This window comes from Catenulispora pinisilvae (assembly GCF_015356865.1).
Taxonomy (GTDB): domain Bacteria; phylum Actinomycetota; class Actinomycetes; order Streptomycetales; family Catenulisporaceae; genus Catenulispora; species Catenulispora pinisilvae.
Genome location: NZ_JAAFZA010000268.1, coordinates 1 through 13,221 on the forward strand (window position 1 = coordinate 1; position 13,221 = coordinate 13,221).

Sequence of the window (13,221 nt, forward strand, 5' to 3'; positions counted from 1 at the left end):
ATAAGAGACAGTCCCCGACCCCTTCGCCGCCCTGGTCGCCGAACTGACGGACTTCCAACGCGGCGTCTCCCGACCAGGCCGCCTATCCCTGGTAGGCACAATGCTCCAGGAGAACACCGACCCCCAGGTTCAACAGCGCTACCAAGCCCGCGTGATCCACCCCCGCCGCCACCGCATCACAACCATCCTCGAAGCAGCACAAGCCCTAGGCCAGATCAACCACGACGCCGACCTCACCATCGCCGTCCCCATGTGCACCGGCAACTGGTACGGCCGCGCCCTCGCCGGCGACCCCGCCCCCACCGACTGGCCGACCCGCACCGCCACCCTGGTCTGGCGGGCACTCGGCGGCGAGGTGCGGGAGCCGGAATCCTGACCAGAATTCGTCTGCTCAGCGGCTATTCACGGCGCCCAGTGGGGGACGACTCCCAGCAAGTAACTTGCGGCCATGATGAGCGCCTCAGCGATGGAGAACGGCCGACCGGCGTCATGAGGAGCGGCCGGGACAGAGCGCAACCGAATCATGCTCAGGGGTTACCGAGATCGTGACCGCTTTGTAGAATCGTTTCTCGTTGTGTAGGGGGCTGGAGCCGGTTTTGCAGGCCCCAGGGGCTGCTGATACGGGGATAGAGCAGCGCATTCGGGGGAGGGTTCGACTGATGGTGCGTCCGTCTGGCTGGGACATTCTGGGTCTGGATGGGGATCCGACACCTGGTGTAGTGGAGTCGGTACAGGCGCTGGCCAAGGAGTTCGGCGACTTCGCACACGACGTGGAGTCGGCATGCCGGAGCCTGAACTCGTTCGGTTCGGACACGGCGGCGTTGCAGTGGGTTGGTCAGACCGCTGATGCATTTAGGTCGACCTATGGTCCGCTGCCGGGTCGGCTACAGAAGCTGTACACCTCCTACAGCGAGGCCTCCGATGCCCTGTCCGCCTATGCACCGAAGCTGCAGGCAGCGCAGGCCAAGGCTGATTCGGCGTTGCGGCAGGCCCAGGACGCCCAGGTCGATCTCCAACGCGCCACCACTAGCGCCAATACCGCCGCGGACGATCTGAAGACTACGCAGCAGAACCACGCCGTCAGCCCCAATCCCCAGGCCGTCACCGACGCCCAAACCGCGCACGACACCGCGCAGACCAAGCTGAACGACGCCAAGGCCCACATGGCCGCGCTGACAGGGCAGGCGAACCAGGCCCGCGACTCCCGCATCTCGGCAGCGAAGGACTGTGCCAAGGCGCTGCACCACGCGCAGTCGGACGGCATCCACAACAAGCACTGGTGGGAGCACATCGGCGCGGACCTGGCTGAATGGGGCGGCAAGATCGCCGAGATAGCCAACGACCTTTCTCCGTTTCTGGACGTGCTCGCGCTCGCGACGTCCTGGATTCCGGGTGTGGACGTCGTCACGGCTGGCTTGGCCGAAGCCGACAACCTCATAGCCCTGGCCGGAACCGGGTTGGAGATCACCGGTGACGCCATGCAGGGGCACTTCAAGGACGCGCTGTTCGGCGCCGGCATGTTGGGGCTCCAATTCGCGGGCGGCCGCGTACTGGGCAAGCTCGGCAAAGAAGGTGAGGGCGCTGAAGCTGACGCCCTTACCGGTGCTGAGAAAGATGCCGAAGGATCCGCTGGACGGTCGCTGGACAAGAAAGGCGGCATCTGGCAGGTATCCAAAGGCGGCCGGAACAAAGACTTCTTGACTGACGGGCAGCAAGACGAGGCGAGGCAAACGGCGCTGGAGCTTGGGATGCCGGAAGACAAAATCATCATCAGCGACAACATGAATACCGCGTATTCGAGTCTCTTCGGGCAAGACGTCTTGTACGTGGGGCTGGACGCCTATCCCAGCACCGTCGCCGAATCCGCTAATTCGCTGGTCTCGATGCGCGGAGGGCTCGGCCATGAAATCATCGGCCATCGTGAGGCGGCGCTTGCCGGGAAGCAGCAGGACGTCCTATTCTTCGAGGAGGCTCAGGCCAGTCTCCGAGCTGCGGAGTTCACACCCGGCTTGGCCGATGCCGACCGGGCGATGCTGCGGGCGGACGCCCAGAGCCGACTGGACGACGCCGCAGCCGAGGGCATCGATATTTCGGAATTCGTTCCCTGGATGGGCAGGCATATATGACCGGGCAAACAACCGCCGAGCGCGATCGGCAGGTCTTGGAAGCGATACTCCTCGGCATGAAAAACGACGAACTGCCCGTCGTCACATGTTCCGTGTGTGAGGGCACGATCGAGTACACTCAGGTGCTGCGTGAGCAAGGACGAGTCGTAAGCCTGACAACAAAGTGTCCGTGTGGCCATTCGAGCGGATCAGTCCTCGGTATCTGATTCGCTCGCAGCGTCGCTACCTAAAGAAAACAGATTCTCGAAGGCGCCGACGGTTCGATAACATCAAAGCGTTCACGCGACTGGACACAAAACAGCCCCTGACCAAAGTTCACCTGGTCAGGAGCTGTTTTACCTGTGTGGCGGGTGAAGGATTCGAACCTTCGAAGCTTTCGCGACGGATTTACAGGGGGTTGATGTACCGCCCCTGACCTGCGGCTGAACGTAGGCGATGCGGTTTTCGACATGGAGTGAGACTCCGGCTGGTTCGAGTCCTGGCGCCGCCCGTCCCTTCCCATAGCTTATCGAACAGATGATCTAAAGAGGCGACCGGGTGCCGGCCCTGGTCTTGCTAGGCGTCGCGGTGGAGGCAGGTCGATACGACGCGCGCTGCCAAGGCAATATGGGCTTGATCGGGTGGTTCAAATGGCGAGAACTTCGGCAGCCGTGCCTTGCGGGTCCGACGGACCCGCCGCGCGGGTGGCGTCATCAACGAGTATCGAACAGCCCGCCTGACCAGCACGGGCGAACTTTTCGGCAAGCACAAGCCGCCTGACCGGATTAGTGAATCAGCTGGGCAGGGCACGTATTCGCCAGCTTTGGCACGGTACAAGATCACTGCCGGACTTAAGGAGCTCTCGGGCATCGCCGTAGTCCTCGAACGCTCCTGCACCATCCGACCGCGACGGGAACGCAGCTGATCGTCTGGCCTGCATAGACCGATGTCTCGGCATGCTCGGGGTACAACTCCGTAGCAAGGTGTGCCCTAGGTCACATTCGAACAGTCTAGCGAAGTTGATCAACATTCTGCCAATCTTGCGCAGCGCGGTCATGAGAAGCCCTCGTGTCGCGTTGGCGGGTGGCGTCGGGCGCTGCTCGTCCCTTCACATCGATGGGGAGCGGTGGAAGCGTGCCTTCATGGGCGGGGCTTCGTCGTGTTGCGACGAAGCGTGTCAGGCGTGGGGTTCCGGTTGTCGTGACCGGTGCGTTGGTGGCTGCCATGGCGGCCGGGCCGTCGTCGGCGGCGATGGTGGCGGATCAGACACCGGCGCCGGTGGCGGATGGATACGATGCCAACCGGTGGAGCACGGTCACCAATTCGGGATGGGTCGACTCCTCCGATTGGGGTGTGCAGGGTCGGCACGACCTGTGTCACTTCGGCAACTACCTGTTCGTTCTGCAGCCGATTCAGCAGGCTGCGCTTAAGCCGCTGCTGGCCGGGTCCGATGCCGATCGCGCGGCCAACATCGGCCCGTATCGCCCCCGGGATGACGGTCCGGAGCTGGGCACCGCGTCCCAGCAGGACTCGGATGCCTTCAAGGCCTGGGTTGCCAAGACGCAGAACAGCTGGAATGCGCACCGGTCGGTCCTCACGAGCGTCGATTACCAGCCGACTGACCAGGACATCGATCCGGCAGTGGGCGCGCTCGGCTGGTTGCTGATACCGGACTTCTCCAGCGACGCGTGGAAGTACAGGTTCAACAGCCAGTCGGGCTACCCCGATGACGGGACGCCGCCCCAGGCGGATCAGGCGGCGCTGGACCGGGCCAAGGCCATTCAGACCGCCGATCCCACGATCCAGTTCTCACCGGGCACCGATGCCTTCGACGTCGCGGACTTCATCACCGGCAAGGGCCCGGTGACGGCCGCGAATGTCCCGGCGCCCGGCACGATCGAGTTCCGCACCGACGTGGAGAACCTCAAGACGCGTTGGGGCGCGTGTGACGCCTCCAACCCGTTCGACGTCTACGACGTCTTGGGGCCGGAGGTCGAGGCCGCCTCCGCCGAATGGCAGGCAGAACTGGCTTCGCAGGCCAGCCAGCGCGATGACATCGTCGGCGCCTACCTCGCCGCCGGTGCCGATTTGAACAAGGCTTCGGACGCGATGATCGAGGCGATGTGGGAGTCCTGGACCGGGCAGCGCCTGGCCGAGGCACAGCGTGCCGAGGCCCGCTGGGACCAGAGCGACCTGTCGGCGGATCAGGTCGCGGATATCGCCCGGGTCAAGCAGGACATGGCCGATGTGAAGACCCACATCCAAGCCCAGCTCGACATCGCGAACGCAGCCGCCGCGGACGCCCACACGCAGGTTGCGAAGATCAACGCGGATCAGGGCGCGGCGGCCGGCATTGCCAAGGCCGAGGGTGCGCCCTATGGCCGTGGCCTGCTTTATGCGCAGCAGGCGGCGCAGGTCGCCAAGGCGTCCTCGGCAGCGGTGGACGCCGCGGTGCTGACGGTCCAGACCGCGCAGGCGGCGGTCGGGGCCTCCGCTGCGGACGCCGCCGGCGAGTGGGCCAAGTTGCAGGCCAAGTCCGCGGCGCTGGACGCGCAGTTCCGCAAGGCCGCCGCCGCCGAGGCTGCCGATCAGGCGCACAAGGCCGCTGCCGACGCCGCCGATCGGGCGATGCAGGCCCAGGACAAGGTCGCTGACGCGCACGCCGCGCGCGGTGTCGCCGAGAAGGCACAGGCAGATGCCGCTGCGCAGGCCACGCTGGCCAAGACGAAGCGGGCCGCGGCTGAGGATGCCCGTTCGCGGGCCGATGCCGCCGCGGCGACGGCCCAGACCCAGCGCGCCGCCGCGGCCAAGGCGCAGGGCGATGCGAGTACTCAGCAGCAGGCGACCGCCGCGGCGGACAAGACCTCGGCCGATGCCGTCGCGACACTGAAGACGAAGGCGAGTGCTGCGGCTGATGCGGAGACGCGGGCGGCCCGGGCCCGGGCCGATTCGGTGACCGCGCAGTCGTTGAAGGACGTCACGGCGGCGCGAGCCAAGTCCGCAGACGCCGCTGCGGCCGCCGCCGTGGGCACGGCAGCAGCCGCCGATGCGAAGAAGGCCGCTGATGCGGCCGACGCCGCCGCAGCGAGCGCGGCCACGGCGGCCGACACCGCCGGCAAGGCCGCAGACCAGGCCAGCGCCGCAGCCGTCATGGCCCGGGCCGCCGCCACAACCGCCGCCGCGGAAGCGGCAAAGGCCCAGGCGGCCACCGCTGACGCGCACGCGGCCGCGGCGAAATCGCAGGCCGCTGCCTGGGACGCACACGCCGCCGCCGCTGACGCCGACGCCACCGCTGTGGCCGCAGCCCGCGACGCGGTCCAGGCCCAGACCGACGCCGACGCGGCCGCAGTCGCCGCCGCCCAGGCCAAGGGCTCCGCGGATGCCGCGAAGAAGGATGCTGACACCGCTGTCGCATCGGCCGCCATAGCTGCCGGCCAGGCTGAGGCCGCCGCATCCTCGGCCCTGGCCGCACGCGATGCCGCCTCCGGCGCCAACACCGCCGCCGCACAATCACTGGCCCTGGGCGCGCCCTATCGGCAGACCGACACCACCGCCGGCCTCGCCGGCGTCGTCGCCGACAACTCACAAACCCTGAGCCAGGCACAGTCGGCGACCGCCCAGGCCGCCTCGGACGCGGCAGCCAAGGCGGCAGCCGATGCCAAGGCGCTGGCCGGCCAGGCCAGCGGGGATGCGAAGGACTCGGCCAAATCCGCGTCCGCAGCCGCTGCCGATTCCGCGTCCGCGACGGCGTCGTCGGTCGCGGCCCGCAAGTCTGCCGCCGATGTGGCCACCGAGGCCGCAGCAGCGAAAACCGCCGATGACGCCGCGGCCGTCTCGGCGGCTCAGGCCCTGACCGACGCCCAGGCCGCCGATGCCGCGTCGGCCGCCGCGACGGCCAGCTCGAACAGCGCCAACCAGGCCGCCACGGATGCGGAGAAGGACGCAACCCTCGCACACACCAACGCCGTCGGCGCCCACAACGACGCCGACGCGTTGAAGAAGGCCGCCGACCAGGCGCGCGCCGCCTCGGATGCCGCGGCGAACTCGGCGGCCACCGCCGTCGCCGATGCGCAGAAGGCGGCCGATGCCTCCGACGCCGCGCTCGCCCAGGCGATCAAGGACGAGAAGGACCGGGAGACGGCAGCCGCGAACGCGGCGTCTACGGACGCGAACAACTGGACCGTCTCCTCGCCGGTCGGGGTCCAGGCCCGCGAGGACTGGTGCGACCTGGCCGGGAACCTGCACGCCGGCGGCACCAATGTGCAGAACGCCATCGCGACGGCGTTCGCCGGCACCGAGGCCGACCGGCGGGCGGTGTCCAACGTCGGCTGGTACGACCACGACAACAGCAATTTCACCAACGCCGTCCAGACCGACCGGGCGGCGTTCGACACCTGGGCCACGGCGCACACCGACACGGCGGTGGCCCAGCCGCTGCGCGACATGATGGACCCGTTCTTCTTCGGGATGCCCAGCGACTACTACAACGTCCCGAACTACAGCGACGACCAGCGGATGCTGCGCGCCAACGAAGCCGACTCCGCCGTCCACTTCCAGGCCTTGACCGCGGCCGGCCAACCCACGCAGGCCGAGATCGACCGGGCCGTCGCCATCGGGACCGCGAGCAGCGACCCGGCCGACAAGTCCCCGGTGACGAGCGTCGGCGGCGTGATCTCGCGTGACCAGCTGGGCAAGCGGGACATCAGCTATGACGTGGCGTCCTACCTGACCCACGGCGGCTACATCCAGACCGCCCCGGCTTCCGGCACCATGGAGTTCCGCACCGAGGTCGAGGACCTCAAAGCCCGCTGGTCCGGCTGTGTGGCCACCAACCCCTGGGATCCACACCACGTCCTGACCGGCGTCGAGGCCCAGGCCACCGCCGAGTGGCAGACCGAACTCGACGCCGTCGCCCCGCAGCGCAACGACATCACCACCGCCTCGATCGCCGCCTCGGCGGACCTGCACAAGGCCGCCGACGCGATGGACCAGGCGATGACTCTGGCGTGGGCCGGCCAGCGCTTCCTGGACTGGCAGCGTTACTGGTCCGCGCGTCCGGCCGACTACCAGTTCTACGGCCTGGACCCGGCCTTGAAGGACAAGGCCGCCGCCAACCTGGTCGATCTACAAAACCGGATCAAGGCCCAGCTCGACATCGCCAACGCCGCCTCCGCCGACGCCAAGGCCCAGGCTGACAAGGTCACCACCGACGAGGCCGCCGCAGGCGATATCGCCAAGACCAACGGCACCCCCTACGGCCGCGGCCTGTCCTACGCCCAGCAGTCCGGCCAGGTCACCAAGGCCTCCGCCGCCGCTTCTCAGGCTGCTGCTTTGGCCACCGAGACCGCGCTGCACGCCACCCAGGCCGGCGTCTCCGATGCCGCCGCGCTGTGGTCGCTGGCCGACACCCAGGCCCACGCGCTCCAGGCACAGTTCGCCCGGACCGCCGCCCAAGACGCCGCCGACCAGGCGCACAAGGCGGCATTGGCCGCGGCCGACCAGGCGACGCAAGCCGCTGCGCAGGCGACCCGCGCGCACAACGATCGGTCGACTGCTGAGAAGGCGCAGGCTGTTGCCGCGTCTCAAGGCGCGATCGCAGCGGGGAAGCGGAAGGACGCTCAGGCTCAACAGGCCGTTGCCGACCAGGCTAAGGCCGACGCCACCAAGCAGCAGGGCATCGCTGCTCAGAACGAAGGCGAGGCGGAGACTCAAAAGACCAATGCGGCGAACGCACACGGTGTCGCCGACCAGGCCGCCGCCCAGGCGAAGTCGAAGGCTGACGCCGCCGTCGCCGCCGAGTCCCAGGCAGCCACCGCCCGCGACGCCGCGGTCAACGCCGCCAATGCGAAGGACGCGGCGGACGCGCACGCTCAAGCCGCGAACGCAACCGCCGCCGCGGCGGTCGGCACCAAGGCCGCGGGTCTGGCGCAGGATCAGGCGAACAAGGCGAACGCGGCGGCCACCCAGGCCGCCAACGCCGCCGCGGCGGCTCAGACCGCGTCGGACAACGCCGCACAGGCCGCGGTGACCGCGCGTGCCGATGCCACTCGTGCCTCGTCGGCGGCGGCCAAGGCCAACTCCGACGCCGCGGGCGCCGATGCGGCACGAGATGCCGCCGCGGCCGCCGCGCTTACCGCGCACGCCGCAGCCGCGGACGCCATCAACGCCGCGAGCCAGGCGGCGCAGAACGCCACCAACGCGCAGAACGACGCGAACAACGCCTCATCTGCGGCCGCCAAGTCCCAGGCCGACGCGGACAACGCGCGGTCCGAGGCGAACCAGGCCGCCGCCTCCGCGATCAAGACCGCTGGTTTCGCGCAGGCCTCAGCCGCCGCGGCTCTCGCCGCACGCGACTCCGCGTCCAAGACAGTGGATGCGGGCAACAAGGCGGTCCAGTTCGGCGCCCCCTATCAGGAAACCGATGCCGCTGCCGGACTCGCGGTACTGATCGGACAAGACTCCAAGACCCTGAGCCAGCAACAGGACACTGCCGCGCAGGCAGCGTCCGACGAGGCTGCCAAGGCCGCCGCCGCCGCGAAGGCACTGGCGGACCAAGCGAACGGCGACGCCAAGGCCGCGGCCACCGCCGCCGCACAAGCCGCCCAGGACGCGGTGACCGCGCAACAGTCCGCCAACAGTGCACGGCAGTCTGCCCTGGCCGCCGCCACCGACTCAGCGGCGACGCAGTCCGCGGACGCCGCCGCGACCCAGGCGGCCAGCCAGGCGGCGGCCGACGCGGCCAGCGCCCACACGGCCGCGGACACGGCCTCGGCAGATGCCTCCGCCGCCAGCGGCTCCGCGACCGCCGCCGAAAAAGACGCCGCCGCCGCCCACACCGCGGCGAACGACGCCGCCACCGAAGCCGCCGGGGCCAAGGACTCGGCGGCCGCCGCCCAGAAATCGGCCGACACCGCCGCGGCAGCCGCGACCACCGCCAATTCGGACGCAGCCGCCGCACAGCAAGCCGCAACCGACGCGGACGCGAAGGCACGCGCGGACGCCGATGCGGCGGCCAAGGCGGCCGCCGACCAAGCGGCTAAGAACACGGCGACGCAGGACGACACCTACACCCAGTCGAACGCGACCCTGCACGAGGCGATCCTTGAGCAGCTCAAGGCTCGTCGCCTGGTGCTGTCCTGGCCCGGCGCCCAGGGGATGTACCTCGACGACCCGCAGATCATCCAGATGGCCAACGACCCCGAGACGTTCTGCCAGGCGAACTCGGGCACCCCGGACTGCAAGGCCTTCAACAAGGCCGTGAACCACGCCAAGTGGACCCTGTTCGGCATGGTGGTGGCCACGGCTGGCACCGTCTATGGTGGCGTGGTCTTGTGCGAGGTCCCCGCGGTGGGCGGGTTGTGTGCCGCGGCGGCGGACTACATGCTGACCGGCACCACAGACACCCTCTTCGCGATGATGGCTGCGGAGTCCGCCGCGATCATGGCGGGGCCGATCGCTGGCGAGGCCACGGGGGACATTCTCGGTGGCGACGCCGCCTTGGCGGAGACCGATGACCAGCTCGCGGCCAAGATCGAGGCGAAGGTCGCCGAGGAGGTCCAGCAGCAGTTCGCGGCGTGCGGCCACAGCTTCGCCGCGGGCACGGACGTGCTCATGGCCGACGGCTCGAACAAGCCGATCCAGGACGTGCGGGTCGACGACCTGGTCGCAAACTCCGCCGCCGGTGTCGCGGATCGCCAGCAACACCGGGTCGGCCTGGTCCACAGGACCACGGCGGACACCGACTACACCGATCTCACGATTAACACGTCGGCCGGCACACAGGTCATCACCGGTACCCAGAACCATCCCTACTACGACTACACCGCCGGCGGTTTCGTTCCCGCTGGAAAGCTCAGGGCCGGAGATCGGCTTCAGTCCGCCGACGGCTCTACAGCGACCGTGCAGTCCGTTTCCGACTACACCGGATCGATGGTCACGTACGACCTGACCATCGACGGCTTGCACACCTACTACGTGAGCCACGGCGGTTCGCCGGTCCTGGTCCACAACACCGACACCACCAGCTGCATGGTCGTGCTCGGGATGGGGGCGCAGGGCGATGCCCTGGCCGCGCAGAAGAACGCCATGGGCGAGCCGGCGATGACCTACAACAACAGGAAGCCCTGGGGAGACCCGGTGGATCCCAACAACCTGGGGAGCATGCCGAAATGGATGGACGCGGTTCTCAAGGTGACCAAGGATCCCAATGTGCCGCTCGCCGTCGAACTGGGTGGCCTCAGAGGTCTCGACTCGGCGACGGCAGGCCCGACCCGCGACTACCTCAAGGGCCTGGTCGACGCGCGAAGGGATTTGACCGCCGACCGGAAGACCGCGTTGAAGGCCCATATCGACGGCCTCAGCAACTTCTCGCTCGCGTACTACAATGCGTACGTGCGAGGCGTGGCGGTCACCAAGCAATATGGGACCGATTTTCAGGGGATCGCCAATTCGGGCGAAGGCACGAACTGGGAGATTAGCGTGTTGGGTTTCAACACCCGCAGGGAAGAACGCGAATGGAACGAAATCCATTGGTATGCCAACGGCCAGGAGATCGGCGGCCTCGGCGGCGGCGATAGCCCCCAGTTCATCCCTCCGCCGGACTGGGACAGCCTGATGACGATTGCGGGCCAGAAATGACGGGCGCGGAACCTGTGGAGGCTTTCCGGTCGGAGCGCCACTTCCGGCTGAAGAGCGTCGAGGGGCTCACCCATCGGTCGATGCGGTTCACGAGCGAACAGGACGGCGGGCTGGCGACTCGGGTCGAGATCTACTTCGGTAATGTCGGCCTGATGCTCGTCTACCCAGAGATGGAAGGGCTGGTGATCCGGCCCGCCTGCGGCAACGAGCTCCGCGAGGTGATCGCCAAGCACGGGCTGCCCGACGATACGATCGATGTGTACCTCCTGGAGAGCGGCGGTCGCCAAGGCTTCGTGCAGTCCGGCCAACCGCATTGGCGGGAGGCGGCGGTCGCTTACTACGAGCCCTCGCTCTTCTTCAGCGGCGGCCCCTGGTCAACCGAGGATCTGGTGGCCTCCGGAATGGTAGCGGAGGCGGACTGAAGACAGCGGCCCGCTCGTCTCCCTCCCTTGGATACTGGCTCCTCCAAGAGCGGCACCTTATCCGGTCAAGTGGGGATTTGCCCGTGGCTGGTGTTTACCCCGCTCGCGCGGGGCCGACTCTTCCTGAACAGCGACTCTACTGTGGGAAGCATCGTTTTGGAGTTGGTCTCTCCTCATCAGTAGTCGATGTCTTTCAGAAGACTGCTTCAATCATTCCAAGCAGCACGCTTGAGTGCACTGATTGGTCGTGCTGGAGGCCATCGAGGGACGGCCAAGACAGCTTCGTCGAGGTCGATGCCGTGTTAGTGGTTCGTCAACGGATGAAGGCAGATTGAGCCTGGATCCACGGATGAGATTCCTTTGAGTGCAGGGTTCTGATGGTCTTGCTGGTTCGGTCGATCTCGGGGGGTCCGGGCATGCCGAAGGTCCGGCTGTCCGGCCGTGGCGGGGGTTCCGAGGGTCCTGATTCGTGGTTTGACGTGGGGTTTCGCTCTAGTCAGCTGGTTAGTCGGTGGCCGGTGCGGGTCATGAGGCGTTCGAACTCCCAGGCTCAGGGCGGGTGTTCGGGTAGGTGCAGGCGGATTCGTCGGGCGCTGGTGGTGATGCGGGCCGGGACGTTGACCGGGGTCCGGCGGAGCGTGGCACCGGTGGCCTTGGCGTGGAACGGCGAGGCGATGCGTCCGGCGGCGCGCATCAGGTTGAACGCGGCCGCTGCGAGGACCAGCCATGCGGCGTTGGCGTTGAAGCGCTCGGACGGCAGATGGGCCAACGGCCCGTTCTCCAGGTCGGAGAACACCTGCTCCACGACGGCGTGGTGACGGTGGCGCGGCTCGGCCTGCTCGATGACCAGGGTGTCGTCGGTGAGGAAGGCATGGTGGCGCCAGATGGAGAACAGCTCGCCTTGGCCTTCGGGAACCGCCTTCGGGTTCAGCCGTTTGACCCTGAGGGTGCCGATAATTGCTGTGAGCTGGGATGATGCTGTGTCGTGGGGTTGAAGCTGATCTATCTGGTCATGACCCGGGTCTTTGCGTGGTTGTGGCCGGCCGGGCGGGATTCGGTGGCGAAGGACGTCGAGACCTTGATGTCGCGTCATCAGCTCGCTGTCGCACAGCGCCGTGATCCACATGTCGCGCGCAGTTGACCTGGGCCGATCGGGCGTGGCCGGCGCTGCTGGCGGGGTTGTTGCCGACAGATCGCCTGCCGCGACCTGGGGTTGATCGTCACGCCCGGAACGCTGCTGCGCTGGCACCGGGACCTGCTGCGCCGCGGCTGGGCAAGGCGCTCGCGGCGCCGTCCGGGGCGGCCGCCGACCCACCGGAACATCAAGGCCCTGGTGCTGCGGCTGGCCCGTGGGAATCCCGGTTGGGGCTGCCGCAGGATCCATGGCGAGTTGGCCGGCCTCGGTATCAGGATCGCCGCCTCCACAGTGAAGATCCACCATCCTGAAGTGGCTGGTCAGTGTGCTGGCATGGCATGGTTTGTGGGCGCTTGTGCTGGTCGTGCGGGGCTGTCTGTGGTCTCGATCGTTTGACGTTCCGCCGTTTCGTGGTCGTGGGGCGTGGTTCTGTTTCTACGCTCGGTCGTTATGACAGATTCTGCGATGTTGGACCGGATCGCCGCTCGGCGTGCTGAGCTGGATCTCCTGGAGGAGGAGCTGGTCAAGCGTCTGGCCGATGTGCGCGTCGAGCGGGACGAGCTCGTGGTCGCCGAGCGGGTCGTGCAGCGGATCAGCGAGCAGGGCTTCGGTGAGTACCTGTCACTCGCGCCCGCGCCGCCGGAAGCCCAGGTGGGCGGCCGGTCTGTGTGGCTGATCCCGACCCGTGCCGCCGGCGTCGGCCCCGACGCGCTTCCGGACGACTACCAGCGCATCATGGCGATCGCACGCGAGGCGGCCGGACCGGTGAAGGTCAAGGAAGTCGGAACGGTGCTGGGCCTGCCGGTGGAGGTGCGGGGCAAGCTGGAGCCGCTGCGCGGGAAGATGAACAAGCTCGCCGATCGCGGCTGGCTGCGCAAACTCGGCGACGGCCGGTTCGTGATCGCGTTCTGAGGCGCTCTGG

At 67.9% G+C, this 13,221-nt stretch carries 5 protein-coding genes and 1 pseudogene; 5 read left to right on the forward strand and 1 reads right to left on the reverse strand.

Annotated features, from left to right (window positions below; translation table 11 throughout):
- Positions 1-43 precede the first annotated feature (43 nt).
- The 4 genes from IZR01_RS42040 to IZR01_RS42055 all read left to right on the forward strand — a co-directional run bounded on the left by IZR01_RS42040 (position 44) and on the right by IZR01_RS42055 (position 11,164).
- Positions 44-376 carry a TetR-like C-terminal domain-containing protein gene (locus IZR01_RS42040; RefSeq protein ID WP_228561203.1) on the forward strand — a complete coding sequence of 111 codons (333 nt, stop codon included), beginning with the start codon at positions 44-46 and terminating at the stop codon, positions 374-376.
- A gap of 283 nt (positions 377-659) precedes the next feature.
- Positions 660-2,126 (forward strand): putative T7SS-secreted protein, encoded by a 1,467-nt coding sequence (locus IZR01_RS51665; RefSeq protein ID WP_228561202.1) that lies wholly within the window; start codon positions 660-662, stop codon positions 2,124-2,126.
- Positions 2,127-3,305: 1,179 nt separating this feature from the next.
- The gene (locus IZR01_RS42050; RefSeq protein WP_194927087.1) at positions 3,306-10,742 is read left to right on the forward strand and encodes a polymorphic toxin-type HINT domain-containing protein; all 7,437 of its coding nucleotides are present in this window, start codon (positions 3,306-3,308) and stop codon (positions 10,740-10,742) included.
- A complete protein-coding gene (locus IZR01_RS42055) occupies positions 10,739-11,164 on the forward strand; it encodes a hypothetical protein (protein ID WP_194927088.1) in 426 nt (141 codons plus the stop codon). Before IZR01_RS42050 ends, IZR01_RS42055 begins: the two co-directional genes overlap by 4 nt.
- Positions 11,165-11,714: 550 nt before the next feature.
- Here IZR01_RS42055 and IZR01_RS51670 read toward each other — a convergent pair.
- Positions 11,715-12,110: pseudogene (locus IZR01_RS51670) on the reverse strand (transposase); the annotation flags it as partial.
- Positions 12,111-12,749: 639 nt separating this feature from the next.
- Between IZR01_RS51670 and IZR01_RS42065 the strand changes: the two are divergent.
- A complete protein-coding gene (locus tag IZR01_RS42065) occupies positions 12,750-13,211 on the forward strand; it encodes a hypothetical protein (protein ID WP_228553785.1) in 462 nt (153 codons plus the stop codon).
- Positions 13,212-13,221: the final 10 nt, after the last annotated feature.

Coding starts and splice junctions, on each gene's coding strand:
- IZR01_RS51665 (WP_228561202.1), top strand. CDS start 660: ATGGTGCGTCCGTCTGGCTGGGACATTCTGGGTCTGGATGGGGATCCG.
- IZR01_RS42055 (WP_194927088.1), top strand. CDS start 10,739: ATGACGGGCGCGGAACCTGTGGAGGCTTTCCGGTCGGAGCGCCACTTC.
- IZR01_RS42065 (WP_228553785.1), top strand. CDS start 12,750: ATGACAGATTCTGCGATGTTGGACCGGATCGCCGCTCGGCGTGCTGAG.